The sequence below is a fragment of the Pseudolysinimonas sp. 10J20-29 genome (assembly GCF_055809595.1).
In genome coordinates, this window is sequence record NZ_CM147917.1 from 430,457 (window position 1) to 451,142 (window position 20,686).

At 70.3% G+C, this 20,686-nt stretch carries 23 protein-coding genes and 1 tRNA gene; 19 read left to right on the forward strand and 5 right to left on the reverse strand.

Annotated elements, in window-relative coordinates:
* Positions 1–36: 36 nt before the first annotated feature.
* The 14 genes from AC0L6Y_RS02145 (at position 37) to AC0L6Y_RS02210 (ending at position 13,397) form a co-directional block, all read left to right on the forward strand.
* Positions 37–1,440, forward strand: a complete 1,404-nt coding sequence (locus tag AC0L6Y_RS02145; RefSeq protein WP_473558625.1) for an MFS transporter — start codon at positions 37–39, stop codon at positions 1,438–1,440.
* A gap of 41 nt (positions 1,441–1,481) precedes the next feature.
* Positions 1,482–2,084, forward strand: a complete 603-nt coding sequence (locus tag AC0L6Y_RS02150) for a gamma carbonic anhydrase family protein (RefSeq protein ID WP_473554455.1) — start codon at positions 1,482–1,484, stop codon at positions 2,082–2,084.
* The gene (gene mazG, locus AC0L6Y_RS02155; protein ID WP_473554459.1) at positions 2,081–2,737 is read left to right on the forward strand and encodes a nucleoside triphosphate pyrophosphohydrolase; all 657 of its coding nucleotides are present in this window, start codon (positions 2,081–2,083) and stop codon (positions 2,735–2,737) included. Before AC0L6Y_RS02150 ends, mazG begins: the two co-directional genes overlap by 4 nt.
* Positions 2,738–2,771: 34 nt before the next feature.
* A complete protein-coding gene (locus AC0L6Y_RS02160; protein WP_473558628.1) occupies positions 2,772–4,022 on the forward strand; it encodes a histidine--tRNA ligase in 1,251 nt (416 codons plus the stop codon).
* A 95-nt stretch (positions 4,023–4,117) separates the two neighbouring features.
* Positions 4,118–5,788 (forward strand): MDR family MFS transporter, encoded by a 1,671-nt coding sequence (locus AC0L6Y_RS02165; protein ID WP_473558631.1) that lies wholly within the window; start codon positions 4,118–4,120, stop codon positions 5,786–5,788.
* 26 nt (positions 5,789–5,814) lie between these two features.
* A complete protein-coding gene (locus AC0L6Y_RS02170; protein WP_473554464.1) occupies positions 5,815–6,273 on the forward strand; it encodes a MarR family winged helix-turn-helix transcriptional regulator in 459 nt (152 codons plus the stop codon).
* Positions 6,274–6,361: 88 nt separating this feature from the next.
* Positions 6,362–7,642 (forward strand): phosphopyruvate hydratase, encoded by a 1,281-nt coding sequence (eno, locus tag AC0L6Y_RS02175; RefSeq protein ID WP_473554468.1) that lies wholly within the window; start codon positions 6,362–6,364, stop codon positions 7,640–7,642.
* A gap of 18 nt (positions 7,643–7,660) precedes the next feature.
* Positions 7,661–8,191: an FtsB family cell division protein gene (locus AC0L6Y_RS02180; protein ID WP_473554473.1), complete on the forward strand. Its 531-nt coding sequence runs from the start codon at positions 7,661–7,663 to the stop codon at positions 8,189–8,191.
* Positions 8,188–8,715, forward strand: a complete 528-nt coding sequence (locus AC0L6Y_RS02185) for a DUF501 domain-containing protein (RefSeq protein ID WP_473554478.1) — start codon at positions 8,188–8,190, stop codon at positions 8,713–8,715. Before AC0L6Y_RS02180 ends, AC0L6Y_RS02185 begins: the two co-directional genes overlap by 4 nt.
* 4 nt (positions 8,716–8,719) lie before the next feature.
* Positions 8,720–9,967, forward strand: coding sequence for a S8 family peptidase (locus tag AC0L6Y_RS02190; RefSeq protein WP_473554482.1), 1,248 nt, complete (start codon positions 8,720–8,722; stop codon positions 9,965–9,967).
* A gap of 35 nt (positions 9,968–10,002) precedes the next feature.
* Positions 10,003–11,331: an NAD(P)/FAD-dependent oxidoreductase gene (locus AC0L6Y_RS02195; protein ID WP_473554489.1), complete on the forward strand. Its 1,329-nt coding sequence runs from the start codon at positions 10,003–10,005 to the stop codon at positions 11,329–11,331.
* A 444-nt stretch (positions 11,332–11,775) separates the two neighbouring features.
* Positions 11,776–11,849 (forward strand) — tRNA-Leu (locus AC0L6Y_RS02200).
* A 60-nt stretch (positions 11,850–11,909) separates the two neighbouring features.
* Positions 11,910–12,476 (forward strand): LemA family protein, encoded by a 567-nt coding sequence (locus AC0L6Y_RS02205; RefSeq protein ID WP_473554493.1) that lies wholly within the window; start codon positions 11,910–11,912, stop codon positions 12,474–12,476.
* A 36-nt stretch (positions 12,477–12,512) separates the two neighbouring features.
* Complete coding sequence (locus AC0L6Y_RS02210) at positions 12,513–13,397, forward strand: M48 family metallopeptidase (protein WP_473554497.1); 885 nt, start codon at positions 12,513–12,515, stop codon at positions 13,395–13,397.
* 173 nt (positions 13,398–13,570) lie between these two features.
* Here AC0L6Y_RS02210 and AC0L6Y_RS02215 read toward each other — a convergent pair whose 3' ends face one another.
* Positions 13,571–14,779, reverse strand: a complete 1,209-nt coding sequence (locus AC0L6Y_RS02215; RefSeq protein ID WP_473554501.1) for a winged helix-turn-helix domain-containing protein — start codon at positions 14,777–14,779, stop codon at positions 13,571–13,573.
* Between the two features lie 90 nt (positions 14,780–14,869).
* Here AC0L6Y_RS02215 and AC0L6Y_RS02220 point away from each other — a divergent pair, with 90 nt between their 5' ends.
* Together AC0L6Y_RS02220 and ilvA are read left to right on the forward strand one after the other, a co-directional pair.
* Positions 14,870–16,099 carry an AI-2E family transporter gene (locus AC0L6Y_RS02220; protein ID WP_473554506.1) on the forward strand — a complete coding sequence of 410 codons (1,230 nt, stop codon included), beginning with the start codon at positions 14,870–14,872 and terminating at the stop codon, positions 16,097–16,099.
* Complete coding sequence (ilvA, locus tag AC0L6Y_RS02225) at positions 16,096–17,358, forward strand: threonine ammonia-lyase (protein WP_473554511.1); 1,263 nt, start codon at positions 16,096–16,098, stop codon at positions 17,356–17,358. The genes AC0L6Y_RS02220 and ilvA overlap by 4 nt, the downstream gene beginning before the upstream one ends.
* Before the next feature lie 6 nt (positions 17,359–17,364).
* Here ilvA and AC0L6Y_RS02230 read toward each other — a convergent pair whose 3' ends face one another.
* A complete protein-coding gene (locus tag AC0L6Y_RS02230; protein WP_473554516.1) occupies positions 17,365–17,502 on the reverse strand; it encodes a hypothetical protein in 138 nt (45 codons plus the stop codon).
* Between the two features lie 56 nt (positions 17,503–17,558).
* Here AC0L6Y_RS02230 and AC0L6Y_RS02235 point away from each other — a divergent pair, with 56 nt between their 5' ends.
* Positions 17,559–17,699 (forward strand): hypothetical protein, encoded by a 141-nt coding sequence (locus AC0L6Y_RS02235; protein ID WP_473554521.1) that lies wholly within the window; start codon positions 17,559–17,561, stop codon positions 17,697–17,699.
* 101 nt (positions 17,700–17,800) lie between these two features.
* Here the strand turns inward: AC0L6Y_RS02235 and greA are convergent, their stop codons facing one another.
* Positions 17,801–18,292 carry a transcription elongation factor GreA gene (greA, locus tag AC0L6Y_RS02240; RefSeq protein WP_473554529.1) on the reverse strand — a complete coding sequence of 164 codons (492 nt, stop codon included), beginning with the start codon at positions 18,290–18,292 and terminating at the stop codon, positions 17,801–17,803.
* Positions 18,293–18,388: 96 nt separating this feature from the next.
* On the reverse strand, positions 18,389–18,784 hold the full coding sequence (locus AC0L6Y_RS02245; protein ID WP_473554534.1) for a DUF4307 domain-containing protein: 396 nt from the start codon (positions 18,782–18,784) through the stop codon (positions 18,389–18,391).
* 39 nt (positions 18,785–18,823) lie between these two features.
* On the opposite strand from AC0L6Y_RS02245, the gene AC0L6Y_RS02250 reads away from it, so the two are divergent.
* Positions 18,824–19,072 (forward strand): hypothetical protein, encoded by a 249-nt coding sequence (locus AC0L6Y_RS02250; protein WP_473554539.1) that lies wholly within the window; start codon positions 18,824–18,826, stop codon positions 19,070–19,072.
* On the opposite strand, the gene trhA is transcribed toward AC0L6Y_RS02250, so the two are convergent.
* On the reverse strand, positions 19,044–19,811 hold the full coding sequence (gene trhA, locus AC0L6Y_RS02255; protein WP_473554544.1) for a PAQR family membrane homeostasis protein TrhA: 768 nt from the start codon (positions 19,809–19,811) through the stop codon (positions 19,044–19,046). The genes AC0L6Y_RS02250 and trhA overlap by 29 nt on opposite strands.
* Before the next feature lie 72 nt (positions 19,812–19,883).
* Between trhA and AC0L6Y_RS02260 the strand changes: the two genes are divergently transcribed.
* Positions 19,884–20,669, forward strand: a complete 786-nt coding sequence (locus tag AC0L6Y_RS02260; RefSeq protein ID WP_473554549.1) for an isoprenyl transferase — start codon at positions 19,884–19,886, stop codon at positions 20,667–20,669.
* Positions 20,670–20,686 lie beyond the last annotated feature (17 nt).

Genomic DNA, 20,686 nt, shown 5'->3' on the forward strand with positions numbered 1-20,686 from the left:
CTGAGGTCGGAGCGCGGGCCGATTCTGCTCGCCATCATGGTGGCGACGGCGGTCGTCGCGATCGACGCCACGGTGCTGTCGACGGCGGTGCCGACGATCGTCTCCGAGATCGGCGGCTTCAGCTCCTTCCCCTGGCTGTTCTCGATCTACCTGCTCGCGCAGGCGGTCACCGTCCCCGTCTACTCCAAGCTCGCCGACACGGTCGGCCGCAAGCCCATCGTGCTGTTCGGCATCGCGCTCTTCCTCGTCGGCTCGGTCCTGTGCGGGGTGGCCTGGGACATGACCTCGCTCATCGTGTTCCGTGCGATCCAGGGCCTCGGCGCCGGCGCGATCCTCCCGATCACGATCACCATCGTGGGCGACATCTACACGCTGGAGGAGCGCGCCCGGGTGCAGGGATACATCGCGAGCGTCTGGGCGGTCGCCGCCGTGCTCGGCCCGACGCTCGGCGGCATCTTCGCCCAGCTGGATGCCTGGCGCGGCATCTTCTGGATCAACATCCCGCTGTGCCTTGTCGCCGGCTGGCTGCTGATCCGCAACTTCGTCGAGAAGCGCGAGGCGCAGCGGCACCGGGTCGACTACGCGGGCGCCACCGTGCTGACGCTCGCGCTGGTGCTCCTGCTGCTCGGCGTGCTCGAAGGCGGCAACGCGTGGGCGTGGGACTCGCCGATCAGCATCGCGGTGCTGACCGGAGGCGCCGTGCTGCTCGTCGTGTTCGTCGCGATCGAGCGCCGCGCTGCCGAACCGGTGCTCTCGCTGCCGCTGCTCGGGCGTCGCATCGTCTGGTCGACCTCGATCATGGGGCTCGCGATCGGCGCCGTCGTGATCGGGCTCACCGCCTTCATCCCCACCTATCTGGAGGGCACCATCGGCGTCGCGCCGATCATCGCCGGTCTGGCGCTGGCGACCCTGACCATCGGGTGGCCGATCGCGGCCTCGCTCGCCGGCCACGCCTATCTGCGCTGGGGGTTCCGTCGCACGGCGATCGGCGGCAGCGTGCTCGTGCTCGTGTCGACCGTCGGTCTCGCGGTCGCCGTCGTGGCCTGGCCGCCGTCGCCCTGGGTGGTCGCCGCGTTCTGCCTGTTCGTCGGGCTCGGGATGGGATTCACCGCCCTGCCGAGCCTCGTGGCGGTGCAGTCCAGCGCCCCGTGGCACGAGCGCGGCGTGGTGACGGGAACCAACCTGTTCTCCCGCACGATCGGCCAGGCGGTCGGCGCGGCGGTGCTCGGCGCGATCGCCAACGCGGTGGTGGCCCGCCGCGGCGGTGACGAGACGGATCCGGCCACGGTGCTCGAGGCATCCGGCGCGGTCTTCATCGCGGTCGCGGTGATGGGGGTGGCGCTCGCCGCGCTCACCTGGGCGATGCCGCGCGACCGCACCGGGGTCGCGCCGGCCGAGCCGGAGCCGACCGAGACCGGTCCGATCGCCACGGTCGGCTGATTCGCCGCGAGCCTCGCACGGGCGCGGAGTAAGTTCGAGGCATGCGCTACGAGCACGCGGGGCATGCCCCCCGCATCGATCCCACCGCCGTCGTGTCGCCGAGCGCCATCATCAGCGGTGACGTCACGATCGGCCCGGACTGCCAGATCCTGCACGGCGCCGTCATCTCGGCCGAGGGCGGCCCGATCCGCATCGGGGCGCACGTGATCGTGATGGAGAACGCCGTGCTGCGCGCCGCCGCGAGCGACCCGCTGACGATCGGCGACCACTGCCTGGTCGGCCCGCAGGCGTCGATCTCGGGGGCGACCGTCGGCGACGAGGTGTTCATCGCGACCGGGGTCCGCGTCTTCAACGGCGCGGTCATCGGCGACCGCAGCGAGATCCGCATCAACGCCGTCGTCCACCTGCGCACCGAGCTGCCGCCCGAGTCGGTGGTGCCGATCGCCTGGATCGCGGTCGGGTCGCCGCCGCGCATTCTCTCGCCGGATCGCCACGACGAGATCTGGGAGGTGCAGCAGGCGCTCGACTTCCCGGGCTACGTGTTCGGTCTCGACCGCGACACCCCGGACCTGATGGTGCAGCTCACCGAGCGCTACGCCCGGCACCTCGCGGCGCACGCCGACGACCGCGAGGTGGAGGCGTGACGGGACCGAACCCGAAGCTCGACGAGCTGATCGCGACGGCGGCGCGGCTGCGCGCGCCGGGCGGCTGCGCCTGGGACCGCGAGCAGACCCACGAGAGCCTGGTCCAGTACCTCGTCGAGGAGAGCTACGAGTTGATCGAGGCGATCGAATCGGGCTCGCGCGAGGAGCTGATCGAGGAGCTCGGCGATGTGCTCTACCAGGTGCTCTTCCACGCCGACATCGAGGCGGAGGCCGGCAGCTTCACGCTCGAGGACGTCGCTGAGCATATGACGGCGAAGATGGTGTCGCGTCACCCGCACGTCTTCGGCGATGTCGTTGCCGACTCGGCCGATGCAGTCGTGGCGAACTGGGATGCGATCAAGGCGGTCGAGAAGGCGCATCGCACGAGCGTGCTCGACGGCATTCCCGAGGCGATGCCGGCGCTGGCGCTCGCCGACAAGGTGCTCGGCCGGGCGGCCAAGGTCGGGGTCGAGCGCGCGGCCGCGCCGATCCCGGCGACGGAGGAGGAGCTCGGCGAGCAGCTGCTCGCCATGGTCGCCGCGGCCCGCGAGCAGGGGCTCGACGCCGAGCGCGCCCTGCGCGGCGCCCTGCGCTCCCTGCGTGACGACGTGCGCTCGGTGGAGACCGGCGGCACGCCCGACCTGGAAGAATGACCGGGTGGCAAGCTCCGTCAATCCTCCCCGCGGCATGCGGGACTTCCTTCCCGCCGACAAGGCGCAGCGCGAACGCGTGCTCGCCGTCATCCGTGAGCGGTACCGGCACCACGGCTTCGATGAGATCGAGACCCCGGTCGTCGAAGACAGCTCGCGCCTGAACGCCGGGCTCGGCGGAGACAACGAGAAGCTCGCCTTCGGGGTGCTCAAGCGCGGCCTCACGGTCGAGGAGCTCCACGTCGCCGAGTCGACGCTCGACCTCGTCGACCTCGGCCTGCGCTTCGATCTCACGGTTCCCCTCGCGCGCTTCTACGCCTCCCACCGTGCCGAGCTGCCGAGCGTCTTCCGCTCGATCCAGATCGCCCCGGTCTGGCGGGCGGAGCGTCCGCAGAAGGGCCGCTACCGGCAGTTCGTGCAGTGCGACATCGACATCATCGGCGAGCCGACGATCCGCGCCGAGGCGGAGCTGCTGCTGGCGACCCTCGACACCCTCGATGCGCTGGGGCTTCAGGGCGGCACGATCCGCGTCAACGACCGGCGGCTGCTGAACGGCATGCTCACCGGGTTCGGATTCCCCGAGGCCACCCACGAGTCGGTGCTGATCACGATCGACAAGCTCGACAAGCTCGGGCCCGAGGGCGTGATCGCCGAACTGCGCGGGCGCGAGGTCGCCGGGCACGCGGTCGACGCGTTCGAGGTGTTCCTGCGTCGTCCGCGGGCGGCCGAGGCGGCGCCGTTCGGCGCCGAGACGATCCGGGCCGCGCTGCCGGAGGGCGCCGACGGCGCCGTGATCGCGCAGCTGGCGGAGCTGGGGGAGGCCGTGACGGCGGCGCGCGGGGAGGCATCCGCGCTCGAGTTCGATCCGTTCCTGGTGCGCGGCATGGGCTACTACACGGGCCCGATCTTCGAGCTGGCGCACCCGAGCGTCGGATACTCGCTCGGCGGCGGAGGGCGCTACGACGGGATGATCGGCCGGTTCCTCGGCAGCGATGTCCCGGCGACCGGCTTCTCGCTCGGCTTCGAGCGCCTCGTCGAGCTGGTGAGTCTGAGCGATCAGGCTGAGGTGGATGCCGTCGCGCTCGTGCACGACGCCGACGCGCCGCTCGACCGGCTGCTGGCGCTCAAGGCGCGGATGCTCGAGCAGGCGGGACGCGTGCGGCTCGTGCAGCGGACCAAGAACGTGAAGGTGCTGCTCGACGCCCTGGCCGCCGACGGCTTCACGCACTTCGCGTTCGTCTCGGCGGCGACCTCGCCGGAGGAGCTGGAGCTGCGCCCGCTGGGATAGTTGACTTTTGTCAACTCCGGCGTATGGTTGACCGTTGTCAACCAATGCCAGGAGTCCTTGTGAGTTCATCCCCGCGCGAAAGCGCGCCCGCCGCCATGTCACGTCGTGAGGTCCTCGAGGCCATCTCCGGCCTTCTCGCCGGCATGCTGGTCGCGATCCTCTCCACCACGGTCGTGTCCACCTCGCTGCCGGTCATCGTGACCGAGCTCGGCGGCGACCAGGCGACCTTCACCTGGATCATCACCGCGACCCTGCTCGCCACCACCGTGAGCACGCCGATCTGGGGCAAGCTCGCCGACATGCTCGACCGCAAGCTGCTCGTGCAGCTGGCGCTCGCCATCTTCGTGGTGGCCTCGGTGGCCTCCGGCTTCGCGCAGGACCCGGGAACGCTGATCGCGTTCCGCGCCGTGCAGGGCATCGGCGCCGGCGGCCTGATGGCCCTGGTCCAGGTGATCTTCTCCGACATCGTCAGCCCCCGCGAGCGCGGACGCTACATGGGCATCCTCGGCGGCATCATGGCGCTCGGCATCGCCGGCGGCCCGCTGCTCGGCGGCGTCATCACCGACACGATCGGCTGGCGCTGGAACTTCTACGTCGCGGTGCCGATCGCGATCGTCGCCATCATCCTCATCCAGCGCACCCTCCACCTGCCCAAGCACTCGCGCCGGGTCAAGATCGACCTCCTCGGTGCCGCGCTCATCGCGGGCGGCGTCTCGCTGCTGCTGATCTGGGTGACGCTCGGCGGCAGCCAGTTCGAGTGGAACTCGCTGACCTCCTGGCTGATGCTCGGCGGCGCGATCGCGCTCCTCGCGCTCGCCGTCCTCGTCGAGCTCAAGGTCGAGGAGCCGATCATCCCGCTCTCGCTGTTCCAGAACCGCACCTTCACGCTCACCACGATGGCGAGCCTCGCGGTCGGCGTCGGCATGTTCGGCACCTCCGTGTTCCTCAGCCAGTACCTGCAGCTCTCGCGCGGCATGACGCCGACCGAGTCGGGCATCTTCACGCTGCCGCAGGTCGCCGGCATGCTCGTCGCCTCCACCGTGGCGGGCGCCGTCATCAGCCGCACCGGCGCCTGGAAGCGCTGGATGGTGACCGGGGCGACGCTGCTCACCGTCGGGCTCGCCCTCATGTCGACGCTGCGCTACGACACCCCCTTCGGGCTGATGTTCCTCTACATGGCGGTGCTCGGACTCGGGGTTGGCATGCTCATGCAGAACCTCGTCCTGGTGGTGCAGAACACGGTGGATGTGAGCGAGATCGGCGCCGCCAGCGCCGGCGTCGCGTTCTTCCGCACCCTCGGCGGCGCCGCCGGTGTGGCCGCGCTCGGCGCGGCGCTCGCCGCCCGCGTGCGCACCGAGGTCGAGTCGGGGCTCGTCGCCCTCGGCATCTCGGCCGACGACGCCTCCGCGGTCGGCTCCGGGTCGATCCCCGACCTGACGACGCTGCCCGAGCCGGTGCGCCTCGTCATCGAACAGGCCTACGGGCTCGCGATCGGCGAGATCTTCCTCATCGCGGTGCCGCTCGGCGTGCTCACGATCGTCCTCGTCGCGCTGCTGCCCAACATCGCGCTCGGCACGAAGAACGGCATCCAGCAGCGCGCCGAGAAGGACTCGGCCGCCGAGGCCGCGACGCGGGACGAGATCCTCGCCGACACCCCCGCCGAGCTCCTCATCGAGGTGGCGACCGACGTCGGCGGCGGCGCGCCTGTGCTCGACGACGCCGAGCGCGGTCCGCAGGGTGACGACCGCAGCGCGGCGCGGGACTGATCCGGGAAGACGGCACAATGGTGGCCATGACCAGCGGGAGAACCGGCGACGCCGAGCGCGAGCGCGCCACGAGCGAGATCGAGGGTGCCGTCTCCGAGCTGTTCCGCACCGTCAAGGGGTGGAACCGCGAACTCGCCCGCCGCTTCGACCCGCCGCTCTCCCTCGTCGCCTTCGGCCTGCTGCGCTACGTCCGACACCACGGCCCGGTGCGCGCGGGGGATCTGGCCGCGGCCTTCGATCTCGACAAGGCCTTCGTCAGCCGCAGCGTCGGACAGTTGCGCGAGGCGGGACTGCTCGAGCAGACCCCCGACCCCGGGGACGGTCGGGCCACCCTGCTCGTCGCGACTCCGGGGGCCATCGAGCAGTTCGATCGCATCCGCGTCGACGTGCGCCGCAACTACGAAGGCATTCTGGATGACTGGGAGATCGACGACCTGACGCAGTTCTCGGAGCTGCTCACGCGGTTCCAACGCGCCCTGCCCTGACCCGGCGTTCCGGTGAGGCGGCTAGGATTCCAGTCGGGCCAGCCCCCGGAATCGCTGGCACCCCCATCCACCACGCAAGGAGATCCCCGTGTCTGCAATCGAGGCCGTCGGCGCCCGTGAAATTCTCGACTCCCGAGGCAACCCGACCGTCGAGGTCGAGGTTCTTCTCGAAGACGGCACCGTCTCGCGTGCCGCTGTCCCCTCCGGCGCCTCCACCGGTGCTTTCGAGGCCTACGAGCTGCGCGACGGCGACAAGGACCGCTACCTCGGCAAGGGCGTGCAGAAGGCCGTCGACGCCGTGCTCGACGTGCTCGGCCCGGCCATCGAAGGATTCGACGCCGCCGACCAGCGACTGGTCGACGCGGAGCTGATCGCCGCCGACGGCACCGAGAACAAGTCGAAGCTCGGCGCCAACGCCATCCTCGGCGTCTCGCTCGCCGTCGCCAAGGCCGCCGCCGACTCCTCCGACCTGCCGCTGTTCCGCTACCTCGGCGGACCGAACGCCCACACCCTGCCGGTGCCGCTGCTCAACGTCATCAACGGCGGCTCGCACGCCGACACCAACGTCGACATCCAGGAGTTCTTCCTCGTGCCGCTCGGCGCCGAGACCTTCTCCGAGTCGCTGCGCTGGGGCGTCGAGACCTACCACGGCCTCAAGGGACTGCTGAAGGCCAAGGGCCTCGCGACCGGTCTCGGCGACGAGGGCGGCTTCGCCCCCGAGCTCGCCAGCAACCGCGCCGCGCTCGACTTCCTCATGGAGGCCATCGAGAAGGCCGGCTTCACCCCCGGCAAGGACATCGCCGTCGGCCTCGACGTCGCCTCGACCGAGTTCTTCCACGACGGCGCGTACCAGTTCGAGGGCACCGCGCGCAGCGCCGCCGAGATGACCGCGTACTTCGCCGACCTGGTCGCGAACTACCCGCTCATCACCATCGAGGACCCGCTCGCCGAGGACGACTGGCAGGGCTACGTCGACTTCACCGCCGAGCTCGGCGACAAGGTGCAGATCGTCGGCGACGACCTGTTCGTCACCAACCCGACGCGCCTCGCCGACGGCATCTCGAAGAAGGCCGCCAACTCGATCCTGGTGAAGGTGAACCAGATCGGCACCCTGACCGAGACGCTGGATGCGGTCACCATGGCGCAGCGCGCCGGCTTCACCGCGATCATCTCGCACCGTTCGGGCGAGACCGAGGACACCACGATCGCCGACCTCGCGGTGGCGACCGACGCTGGCCAGATCAAGACCGGCGCCCCGGCCCGCTCCGACCGCGTCGCCAAGTACAACCAGCTGCTGCGCATCGAGGAGGAGCTCGGCGAGGCCGCCACCTTCGCCGGACGCGGCGCCTTCCCGCGCGCCCAGGCGTAGCCCGCCTACCCTGGAGTCATGACCAGGTCGACGCGTGCTCCTCGGGGCCGGCGCATTCCCGTTGCGCTCCCCGAGGAGTCGCGCTCGACGGCGTGGCTGCGCGAGTTCCGCCCCTCGGGTTTCGCGCTCGGGGTGCTGTCGCTCGTCGTCGGCGCCCTCGTCGTGCTGGCGCCGAGCCTGAAGAACTTCGTCGAGCAGCGCCAGGAGATCGCCCGGCTCGAGGAGGCGGTGCGCGAGGCGCAGGCCGACGTCGACGAGTTGGAGGCCGAGATCGCGCGCTGGGATGACCCGGCGTACATCGAGGCGCAGGCGCGCGACCGGCTGTACTACGTGTTCCCGGGCGACCGCAGCTACCTCGTCGTCGGCGACGACGGTCTCCTGGAATCCAGCGACGACCTGCCGATCAGCGACCAGATCCAGACGACTCGGGTCGACTGGCTGCGATCGCTGCTCGGCTCGGTGTACGAGGCGGGGCTCACCGAGCTCTCGCCGAACGAATTGGACGAGTCGGGGCAGCTCGACAGTCCCCGATTGAGGAGCGACGGATGACCCGTCCGCCATTCGAAGCCCCCACCCCCGCCGAGGTCGACACGGTGACCGCGCAGCTCGGGCGACCCGCGCGCGGGGTCATCGGGATCGCGGCGCGCTGCGTCTGCGGCAACCCGACCGTCGTCGCCACCCAGCCGCGCCTCGACGACGGGACGCCGTTCCCGACGCTCTACTACCTGACGCATCCCGCGGCGACCGCCGCGATCTCGACGCTGGAGGCGACCGGGGTCATGGCGGAGCTTTCGGCCGAACTCGAGGCGGATGCCGACCTCGCCGCCGCCTACACCGCCGCGCACGAGTCCTACCTGGCCGACCGCGAGAGCATCCTCGTCGTCGACGAGGTCGCCGGGTTCTCGGCCGGCGGCATGCCCACCCGGGTGAAGTGCCTGCACGCCCTCGCCGGGCACGCCCTCGCGGCGGGCCCCGGCGTCAACCCGATCGGAGACCGGGCCCTCGCGCGTGCGACGTGGAGCCCCGAGCGCTGCGAGTGCGACGAGCCGGGTCGCGCTCTCGCGGCCGCGTAGGACCATGCGCCGCGCCGCGGTCGTGCTCGCGGGGCTCCTCCTCGCGCTCGCGCCGAGCGCGGCCCCCGCGGCACTCGCCGAGGTCTCCGCCCCGCAGGCTGAAGGGGCCGCCGCCGACGGGGTGCGCGACGCGCAGTACTGGCTCGACGACCTCGGCATCCGCACCGCGTGGCAGACGACCCGCGGTGCCGGGCAGACGATCGCGGTCATCGACACCGGCGTCGCCGCCGGCGTCGCCGAGCTCGACGCGGCCGTCACCGGCGGGGCCGATTTCTCGGGCTCCGGGTCGCGCGACGGCCGCACCCCCGTCGGCGAGAGCTCCGAGCACGGCACCCTCGTCGCCTCGCTCGCCGCCGGTCGAGGAACGGGCGCGTCGAGCGGGGTGATCGGGGCAGCGCCCGAGGCCGACCTGCTGTCCATCTCGATCTCGTTCGGCAGCGGGTCCGACGACCAGATCGCCGAGGCCGTCGTCTGGGCGGTCGACAACGGCGCGACGGTCATCAACATGTCGCTCACCCGCAACACCCTCGACTGGCCGGCCTCGTGGGATGACGCGTTCCTCTACGCCGCCGACCACGATGTGGTCATCGTGGTGGCCGCCGGAAACCGCGGCAGCGGCACCGAGCGGGTCGGTGCGCCCGCCACCATCCCCGGCGTGCTCACTGTCGCCGGCGTCACGCGGGCGGGCGTGGCGAGCATCGACGCCAGCTCCCAGGGCATCACGATCGGCGTCGCGGCGCCGAGCGAATCGCTCGTCGGGGTCACCCCCTCGGGCGGTTACGTGTCGTGGCAGGGCACCAGCGGGGCGACCCCGATCGTCGCCGGAATCGTCGCGCTCGTGCGGGCGGCGCATCCCGACCTCGACGCCGCGAACGTGATCCAACGGGTGCTCGCCACCGCGCGGGACGAAGGCCCCGAGGGGCCCGACGTGAGCTACGGCTACGGGATCGTGGATGCCTCCGCCGCGGTCAGCGCCGACGTCGCCGCGGTGGAGGCGAATCCGCTCGGCGAGCTCCGCGAGTGGATCGGGCTGCACCGCCACGTCGCGACGGCGAGCGTGTTCCCCGGCGATCGCGCCGCCTCCCCGCCCGCCGAGCCCGTCGTCGACGAGGCCGTTGCACTCGTGCTCTCGCCCGCGTGGTGGCAGCTGGCGGTTCTTCCGTGGCTGGCGACCGGCATCCTCGCCTACATCGCGGTCGGGTTCACGTGGGGGCTGGCCCTGCATTTCAGGCGGGCCCGCGCAAGCGACTAGATTGGGACCGACTTTTCCAACAAGGAGACCCCCCAGTGCGCAAGATTCTCATCGTCGGTGGCGGCTACGCCGGCCTGTACACCGCGAAGAAGCTCGAGAAGTACCTCGCCCGCGGCGAGGCCGAGGTCACGATGGTTGACCCGCTTCCCTACATGACCTACCAGCCGTTCCTCCCCGAGGTCGCGGCCGGGTCGATCGAGCCGCGGCACGCGATCGTCGGTCACCGCCGTCACCTGAAGAAGACGCGGATCATCACCGCCAAGGTCACCGGCATCGACCACGCCGCCAAGACCGCCACGATCACGCCCGAGGTCGGCGAGCCGTGGACCGAGAGCTACGACACGCTCGTCGTGACCGCGGGCGCCGTCTCGCGCACCTTCCCGATTCCGGGTGTCGCCGACGAGGCGATCGGCCTCAAGACGATCGAAGAGGCGACCGCGATCCGCGACCGCGTCACCGACAACTTCGCCAAGGCGGCCAACCTGCCCGCCGGCCCCGAGCGCGACCGACTTCTCACCTTCGTGGTGGTCGGCGGCGGCTTCGCCGGCATCGAGGTCTTCGGCGAGCTGCGCAGCTTCGCGAGCTCGCTGATCGGCCAGTACCCGCAGCTGAGCACCGATGACGTGCAGTTCCACCTCATCGAGGCGATGGGCCGCATCATGCCCGAGGTCTCGCTGAAGACCAGCCAGTGGGTCATCAAGAACCTCGCGCAGCGCGACGCCGAGATCCACCTCGACACGCAGCTCGCGAGCGCGGTCGACGGCAAGATCGAGCTCTCCACGGGCGAGACCTTCGAGTCCGACCTCATCGTCTGGACCGCCGGCGTCATGGCCAGCCCGATGCTGCGCGGCACCGACCTGCCGCTCGAGCCCCGCGGTCGCGTGACCGTGAAGGCCGACCTCCGCGTCGTGGACGCCGAGGGCGAGATCGTCGCCGACGCCTGGGGCTGCGGCGACGCGGCCGCCGTGCCGGACATCTCCGGCGGCAGCCCGCTGCCCGACGGCTCGTGCGTGCCCAACGCGCAGCACGCGGTGCGCCAGGCCAAGCTGCTGGCCAAGAACCTCGTGGCCGACATCCGCGGCGAGGACCCGCGCGAGTACTTCCACAAGAACCTCGGTGCGGTCGCCGGTCTCGGCCTCTACATCGGCGTGTTCCAGAAGGGCGGCCTCGCGTTCAAGGGCTTCTTCGCCTGGCTGATGCACCGCGGCTACCACGGCTTCGCGATGCCGATGTGGGAGCGCAAGGCTCGCGTCTTCGGCAACTGGATCATCAACTTCCTGTTCCGTCGCGACCTCGTCGGCATCCCCGCGCGCGAGACGCCGCGTGAAGCCTTCGAGACCTTCGCCTCGCGCCCCAAGGCGTAGTCGACGACCTCACCGGCCGGCGCTCTGCACCCGGCCCCACGATGCCCCGCCCGGTCTCCGGGCGGGGCATCGTCCGTCTCAGGGCCTTTCCGCCCGCGCCCACGCCCCCCCCGCGCCCATCCGCCCCGGGCCCATCCGCCCCGGCCCATCCGCCCCGCCCGCATCCTGCCCACCATTGACGAAATGCAGGAGATCCTGGCGCGGATGCGCATCCCCGGCCCGAAATGGCGGGCAGTCATCCTCGTTCTTCCTGCATTTCGTCACGGGGAGGCGGGGCAGAGGGTGGGGAGGCAGGGCAGAGGGTGGGGAAGCGCGGCGGGGACTGAGGCGAGCGGAGGCTGAGGTGGCGGAGGCGGGCGGAGGCGGCGAGCGGAGGCCGAGCCGCGGCCGAGGACGGGGAGGCGGGGCCGGGCGCGCGAGAGGGAGCGGTAACGTGAGCGGAGCGCTCCCGTAGCCCAATCGGCAGAGGCAGCCGACTTAAAATCGGCCGAGTCTGGGTTCGAGTCCCAGCGGGAGCACCGTTCGCGGGGGCGGTCGGTCCATAGGAAACCGCAAGTATCGCCCCCTATATTTGAGGCATGGAACTTCTCCTCGTGGTTGGTGTCTTTGTTCTGCTCGCGGTCATCGTGGGCATCTACCTGTGGTCGACCTACAACGGTCTCGTGCGTCTCAACGTGCGCGTCGACGAGGCGTGGAGCGACATCACGGTGCAGCTCAAGCGCCGTGCCGACCTGATCCCGAACCTCATCGAGGCGGTCAAGGGCTATGCCGCGCACGAGAAGCAGGTGTTCGAAAACGTGACGAAGGCGCGGTCGGAGACCGTCAACGCCTCCACGCCGGCCGAGGCGGGCGTCGCGGAGAACCACTTCCAGTCGGCGCTGAAGAGCCTGTTCGCGGTGGCGGAGGCCTACCCGCAGCTGCAGGCCAACCAGAACTTCCTGCAGCTCCAGGGCGAGCTCGTCGACACCGAGGACAAGATCCAGGCCTCGCGTCGCTTCTACAACGGCGGCGTGCGCGAGCTCAACACCAAGATCAAGATCTTCCCCAACACGCTGTTCGTGCGGGGCCTCGGCTTCACCGAGCGCGACTTCTTCGAGGTCGACGAGCCGTCGGCGATCGCCGAGCCGCCGCGCGTCCAGTTCTGATTCCGTTCGTGCAGCTGAGTAGTTCAGGAGTGACGCGTGTATAGCGCGATTGCGCGGAACAAGCGCAACACCGTTTTCATCATCCTGGTGTTCATCCTGATCATCGGAGCGCTCGCGACGATCGCGGCCTGGTACGTCGGCGACTGGTCGATCGCGATCATCGCGGTGTCGATCGCGATCGTCTACGCGATCTTCCAGTACTACATGGCGACGCGGGAGACGCTCGCGATGGCGGGCGCCCAGCAGATCGAGAAGCGCGACAACCCGCGGCTGTACCGGATCGTCGAGAACCTGGCGATCACCGAGGGCATGCCGATGCCGAAGGTCTACATCATCAACGACCCGGCGCCGAACGCGTTCGCCACCGGCCGCGACCCGGAGCACGCGGTCGTCGCCGCCACGACGGGGTTGCTCGACATCATGTCCGACTCGGAGCTCGAGGGCGTCATGGCGCACGAGATGGGGCACGTCAAGAACTACGACATCCGCGTCTCGCTGATCGTCTTCGGACTCGTCATCGCCATCGGCCTGATCGCCGACATCCTGCTGCGAATGGTCTTCTTCGGCGGACGCGGCCGGAACAACAACAACGGCGGCGGCATCATCCTGATCGTCGTCGGGCTTGCGGCGGCGATCCTCGCCCCGCTCGTGGCAGCGGCGGTGCAGGCGGCGGTCTCGCGTCAGCGCGAGTACCTGGCGGATGCGACGGGCGCGCTCACCACCCGCCACCCGGAGGCGCTCGCGAGCGCCCTGCTCAAGCTGCAGGAGTACGGCCGCCCGGTCCAGAAGACCAACACGAGCATGTCGCACCTGTGGATCAGCGACCCCAACAAGCCCGGCTTCTTCGCCAAGATGTTCGCCACGCACCCGCCCATCCCGGACCGGGTTGCGCGCCTGCGCAACAACGCGACGAAGTTCTAGCCGGCTCTTCGGGCCGGGCTCGCGCGCGCAGAATCGGAGTTCGGGCGAGCTCGTCCACGACTCGTGGATGAGGTGCCCGATTCTCCGACTTTGCGGGAGAACCGGGGCTGCGGATGCGCCGCGGCGCTGCTGCGCCGCAGCGCGCGCCGCGCCGCGCGCCGCGCCGCAGGTGGCTAGCCGACCGTGACTGCGACGCCGAGCGCCCCAGCGAGATCCCGCGCGAGGTCGCCGCGATCGGCCACGGCGATCGACTCGAGCCCCTGCCAGGCGGCCATCGCGCGCACCTCCGACGCGACGCGCTGCTCGATGCCGGCGGGGGCATGCGGTTCCCGCCAGGCCGACTGCACGCGCAGCACGCGCGCCTGCCGGTCGTTCTTCAGGTCGATGCGGCCGACGAGGCGGTCATCGACCAGCACCGGCAGCGTGTAGTACCCGTAGACGCGCTTCGGCGCCGGCGTGTAGATCTCGATCCGGTAGTGGAAGTCGAACAGCCGCAGCGCCCGATCGCGCTCCCAGACCACGGGGTCGAAGGGGGAGAGCAGGGCGGTCGCCTCGATGCGGCGGGGGATGCGCGCCTCCGCGTGCAGGAACGCCGGCTGCGCCCAGCCCTCGACCGAGACCCGGCGCACCACGCCCGCGTCCTCCAGGTCGCGCAGCGCCCGCGTCGTGTCGGCGACGGAGAGCCGGTAGTAGTCGCCGATGTCCTTGACGGTGCCGATGCCGTGGGCCCGCGCGGCGCGCGCGACGAGCTCGCGCTGCGCATCCTCGCGCGATACCTCGGTCTCGAGCACCTCGTCGGGCAGCACCTGCTCGGGCAGCGCGTAGACGCGCTCGAAGCGGCGGCGACCGGCGGTGGCGACGTCCCCGAAGAGGAACAGGTGCTCGAGCGCCTCCTTCACATCGCTCCAGCCCCACCACGGGCCGCGGCGCACGTTCGCGTCGTGCTCCATCTCGCTCGCGGCCATCGGGCCGTTCGCGGCGAGCTCGGCCCGCACCCACCCGAGCATGTCGCTGTGGGTGCTCGCCCAGGCATCGGGTCGTCGCGTGTACTTCTCGCGGAGGTCATCCATTCGCCAGCGCCACAGCGGCCAGTCGGCGCGCGGCACGAACGTCGCCACGTGCGCCCAGTACTCGAGATAGCGTGCCTTCGGGCGCAGGGTCAGCCGGTCGAGCAGCTCCTTGTCGTAGCCGCCGAGCCGCGCGAAGACGGGCAGGTAGTGGCTGCGCTCGAGCACGTTGACGGAGTCGATCTGCAGGATTCCCAGGCGATCGAGCAGCAGGTTCAGCTGGCGCGTGCCGACCGTCGTGGGCCTCGGGGCGCCGAAGCCCTGCGCGGCGAGCGCGACGCGGCGGGCCGTGGCGAGCGAGAGGGAGTCGGGCACGTCTCGACCTTAGTGAGCGGGCCCGTGAGCGCGAGTCGCGTCCGCGGCGCCGACGCGTCCCGCGCGGAGCGCGCGTCCTAGACTGGGCCGGTGCCCACGAAAGCGTCGAACAGCCCGGAGCGCGCGGTCACCCCACGAAGCGGAGCCGAGGCGGTGAGCCCCGGCATGCGCACTGCGGCCGCCTGGTCGTGGCGCATCCTCGTCGTGGCGGCGGTCGCCGCCCTCGTCATCTTCCTCGTCATCCAGCTCCGGCTGATCGTCATCCCGCTCATGGTGGCGCTGCTGCTGGCGGCCCTGCTGGTGCCGTTCTCGAACTTCCTGCAGAAGCACGGCTGGCCGAAGTGGCTCGCCGTGGCGGTCAACGAGGTCGGGATCATCGCCGTCGTGGCGGGACTGATCACGATCGTGGTCTGGCAGGTTCGCGCGGGCTTCCCCTCGCTGCAGGAGCAGACGATCGCGAAGTTCATCGAGTTCGAGCAGTTCCTGGTCGAACTGCCGCTCGGCCTGTCCGAGGAGGACATCACCGGCTTCGTCAACGATGCGATCGCCACCATCCAGGACGACATCGGCACCATCGTCAGCGTCGCGCTGGGTCTCGGCGGCGACCTCGGCGAGATCCTCGCCGGCGCCCTCATCGCGCTGTTCGCGACGCTCTTCATCCTGATCGACGGCCGCGCGATCTGGGACTGGATCGTGCGCCTGTTCCCCCGGCCGGCGCGCGTCGCCGTCTCCGGCGCGGGCGGGGCCGGCTGGATCACGCTCACCTCCTTCGTCAAGGTGCAGATCTTGGTCGCCGCGATCGACGCCGTCGGCATCGGCCTCGGCGCCTGGATCCTGGGGCTGTTCCTCGGCGGATTCCCGCTCGTCATCCCGATCGCCATCGCGGTGTTCCTCGGCTCGTTCATCCCGATCGTCGGAGCGGTGCTCTCGGGCGCTCTCGCCGTGTTCATCGCGCTCATCTACCTCGGCCCGATCCCGGCGATCATCATGCTCGGCATCGTGATCGGCGTGCAGCAGCTCGAAGGCAATGTGCTGCAGCCGTTCCTGATCGGGACCGCGGTGAAGGTTCATCCGCTGCCGGTGGTGCTCGCCGTGTCGACCGGAGGCTTCATCGCGGGGATCGCGGGCGCGCTGTTCGCGGTGCCGGTGGTCGCGGTGGCCAACGTCATGATCGGCTACCTGGCCCGCGGCGAGTGGCGCACCAACCCGAACCCCAGCGCGAGCGACCTGTTCCCGCCTTCCGAGACGCCGCCCCGCACGCGACGCACCAAGACGGCGGCGGCCGCGACGCCGAGCCCGATGACGGAGTCCGATTCATGACCGACCAGATCGCCCCCGACCTGACGTCCCCGCCGCTGCCGGGACCGACGCTGGATGACTTCCGCGCGGCGCGTGAGCGCGTCGCCGATGTGGTGAGCGTCACCCCGCTCGAGCACTCGAGCTACCTGTCGGGGCTGCTCGGCAGCCCCACCTGGTTCAAAGCGGAGAGCCTGCAGAAGACCGGCTCCTACAAGATCCGCGGGGCCTACAACCGCCTCGCGCGGCTCAGCGAGGACGAGCGGGCCCGCGGCGTCGTGGCGGCGTCGGCCGGCAACCACGCCCAGGGCGTCGCCCTGGCCGCGCGCGAGCTGGGCATCAAGGCCACGATCTTCATGCCGATCGGCGTCGCCCTGCCGAAGCTGCAGGCGACTCGCGGCTACGGCGCCGACGTCGTCCTGCACGGTCACGTCGTCGACGAGACGCTGCACGCGGCGGCCGAGTTCGCCGAGCGCACCGGCGCCGTGCTGATCCCGCCCTTCGACCACCCGGATGTCGTCGCCGGTCAGGGCACGATCGCCCTCGAGATCCTGGATCAGCTGCCCGACGTCGCCAACGTCATCGTGCCGATCGGCGGCGGCGGACTCGCTTCCGGGATCGCCTCCGCCTTCGCTCAGCTCGCCCCGAGCATCGGACGCCAGGTCCGGGTCGTGGGGGTGCAGGCGGCGAACGCGGCCCCGTATCCGGTGTCGCTGGCGGCGGGCGAGATCGTCACGGTGGCGACCGCGCCGACGATCGCCGACGGGATCGCGGTCGCGCGGCCCGGCGCGCTGAACTTCGAGATCATCCGCCGCGCCGTCGACGGGGTCGTGACGGTCGAGGATGACGAGACTGCGAAGGCGCTCGTCATGCTGCTGGAGCGGGCGAAGCTCGTCGTCGAGCCCGCGGGCGCCGTCGGCGTCGCCGCGGTGCTCTCCGGCAAGATCCAGGTCGAGGGTCCGACCGTGATCGTGCTGAGCGGGGCGAACATCGACCCGATGGTGATGGAGCGCGTGATCAGCCGCGGTCTCGCCGCCTCCGCGCGCTACCTGAAGGTCAACATCCCGCTGCCGGATCGCCCCGGACAGCTGGCCCGCATCGCCGAGATCATCGCCGACGCGAACGCGAACGTCGTCGAGGTGCTGCACACGCGGCACGGCTACGGGCTGCAGATCAGCGAGGTCGAGATCGAGATCCATATGGAGACGCGGGGCGCCGAGCACGCCGACCTGGTGCTCGACCACCTGCGCGCCGCCGGCTACGAGCCGCGCATCGACGCGTAGCGCCGACTAGGGCAGCTGCTCCGGATCCATCCAGTGCACGTGCCAGATGTGGCCGTCGGGGTCGGTCATGCCGCGGGCGTACATGAAGCCGAGCTCCTGCGGCTCGCCGAGCGGCGCGGCACCCGCGGTGAGTGCGCGGGTCATGAACGCATCCACCTCGGCGCGCGACTCCAGCTCGCAGCGCGTTCGAGATCGACGGCGTGCCGGAGGGCACAGCCATGCCGTTCTCGGCGGCGAACGCGGGGGAGAGCAGCATGATGACGACCTCGTCGCTCACCACCATGGCGGCCGCGTTCTCGTCGGTGAACCCGGCATGGTTCTCAAAGCCGAGTGCCGAATAGAACGCGATCAACGCGCTCAGGTTGCTGACGGCGAGGTTCGGGAAGAACATTCGTGCCATGGGCTGAGCCAAGCACGATTCTCGCGCGACCGCGAGGGTTTTTCAGCCGCGGTAGGTCTCGACCGCGACGACCTCGACGCTGATCTGCTTGCCGTTCGGGGCCGTGTAGCTGGTCGACTCGCCGACCTTCAGCCCCATGATCGCCGCGCCGAGCGGGCTCGACGACGGGTAGACCTCGAGGTCCTCCTGATCGGCTGCGATCTCGCGGTTGCCGAGCAGGAACTTCGACTCCTCGCCGAAGATCTTCGCGGTGACGACCGTGCCCGTCTCGACGACGCCCGTCGACTCCGGCGGCTCGCCGACCGTCGCGGTGCGCAGCAGCAGCGTGAGCTGGCGGATGCGGGCCTCGATCTTGCCCTGCTCGTCCTTGGCGGCGTGGTAGCCGCCGTTCTCCTTGAGGTCGCCCTCTTCGCGCGCCGCCTCGATCTTCTTGGCGATCTCGATCCGGGCCGGGCCGCTGAGGTGCTCCAGCTCGGCGGAGAGTCGATCGAATGACTCCTGCGTCAGCCACGTGGTTGCTGCGGTGTCGCTCATGCGGGTTCTCCTGGTGCGCAAATGGACGAAGACGCTCCCTCAACAAATGAGACCGGCCAGAGGCCGGTCCGGATGCTGCGTGAGAGTTGATTCAGACTAGGTCAGGCGGCACTCGGAGATCAAGCCGACGACCGCGGGCTCCGAGGTGATGATCCGCTCTTCGAACACCCGCGTGTAGGTGTCCGAGGCGGGCAGGTCGACGATCTTCCAGCCGACGATCGCGTGCTGCTCGTTCTGCACCTCGAGTGCGCAGCGCACCGTGGCACCCGGGGTGACGGAGACCTCGAAGCGCAGCAGGACCTCGTCGTCGCTGACCAGGTCGTAGCCGACGTCGCGGGTTTCGAGCGTCGCCTCCGGCGAGAACAGCCCGGCCCACACGACCCACGCGCCCACGACCACGGCGGTGCCGATCCCGGCCGCGATCGCGATCAGGCGGTGCCGGCGGGCACGCGTGGGAGTTCGGCCGTATCGGGCATCTAGGTCGGTCGTCATAAGCTGGTCTCAGGCTATTCGGTTTCGGGAAGGCACGACGTGTTCTGGACTTTTTCCGCGGTGACGGGCGTTCCCGCTCTCCGCTTCGAGGTGGACGAGAATGCCGTCACCCCCGGCGTCATCGGCTTCGTCGTGACCTTCCTCTTCATCATCGCGGTCGTGCTGCTGCTGCTGGACATGGTGCGGCGGATGCGGCGCCTGCGCTATCGCACCGAGATCCGCGCGCGGCTCGAGGCAGAGGCGGAGGCCGAGGCGGAGGCTAGCTCGTCACCGGATTCAGCACGATGAGCAGGATCGCGGTCCAGTGGCACAGGAACGCGATCACCGTGCACGAGTGGAAGATCTCGTGGAAGCCGAAGACGCCCGGCACCGGGTTGGGGCGCTTGAGCGCGTAGAACACGGCGCCGACGGTGTACGACAGCCCGCCGACGACGACGAGCACCATCATGGCGATGTTGGCGTTGAACAGGTCGACGATGTAGAGCATCGCCGCCCAACCGAGCGCGATGTACAGCGCGACGTACAGGATGCGCGGCGCCTTCAGCCAGAAGATGCGGAAGGCGATCCCGAGCAGTGCGCCGGCCCAGATGATCGCGAGCAGGATGACGCTCTTCGGGTAGGGCAGCGCGTTGATCGCCAGCGGGGTGTACGTGCCCGCGATGAGCAGGAAGATGTTGGAGTGGTCGAGCCGCCGGAACACGGCCTTGACCTTGGGGCTCCAGTTGATTCGGTGGTAGACCGCCGAGATGCCGAACAGCAGCAGCGAGCTCGCCATGAACACGGCGGAGCTCCACTTGGCCGCCGCGCCGTCGGCGAGCACGATGAGCACGATGCCGGCCGCGATCGCGAGGGGGAACGTGCCCGCGTGGATCCAGCCGCGCCAGGTGGGCTTCGCCTCCGACTGATGCAGGTCGGTGGCGTCGTCGAGCAGCGGGATGTTCGGCAGGTCGGTGCCGTCGCCGAGCGGCTTCGTCGCGGCCGAGAGCGCGCTCTCGGGGAGTTTCGGGGTGCGGGGTGCGCGGCTCATGCCGCGATCCTAGAACGTCGCGTGAACTCGAAGCTGAATGCCGGGCCGCCCCGAGCGGACTAACGTGGTCTCGTGACTGTGCGGCAGAGCAAGACCGGCCGGGGGCTCCTCTACGGCCTGTACATGCGGCGACTGCGTCGCCAGCTCGAGGGCGCCGCTCCGCCGCACCACGTCGGCATGATCGTCGACGGGAACCGTCGCTGGGCGCGCGAGCGGGCGCTCGAGACGGCCGCGCACGGGCACCGCGCGGGCGCCGAGAAGATGCGCGAGTTCCTCAGCTGGTGCGACGAGGCCGGCATTCGCGTGGTCACGATCTATCTGCTGTCCACCGACAACCTGTCGGGCCGCCCCGACGAGGAGCTGCATCAGCTCTTCGAGATCATCGGCGACCTCGCCAACGATCTCTCCCGCGCCGCCGACTGGCGCATCCAGCACGTCGGAACGAGCGAGGGTCTGCCCGAGCCGCTCGTCGCGACGCTGCGCGCCGCGGAGGACCGCACGGCCGGCAACGGCGGGCTCCACGTGAACCTCGCGGTCGGCTACGGCGGCCGACGCGAGATCGCGGATGCGATGCGCAGCATCGTGCGCGCCCACGGCAAGAACGGCGGCAGCATCGACGACCTCGCCGAGCTGCTCACGCCGGAGCTGATCGGCGACCATCTGTACACGCAGGGTCAGCCCGACCCCGACCTCATCATCCGGACCTCGGGCGAGCAGCGGCTCTCCGACTTCCTTCTGTGGCAGAGCGCGCACAGCGAGTTCTACTTCGTCGAGGCCCTGGGACCGGACATGCGCGAGGTCGACTTCCTGCGCGCCCTTCGCAACTTCGCCACCCGCGAACGGCGTTTTGGGCAATGATGGAGGGTTCCCCGAGG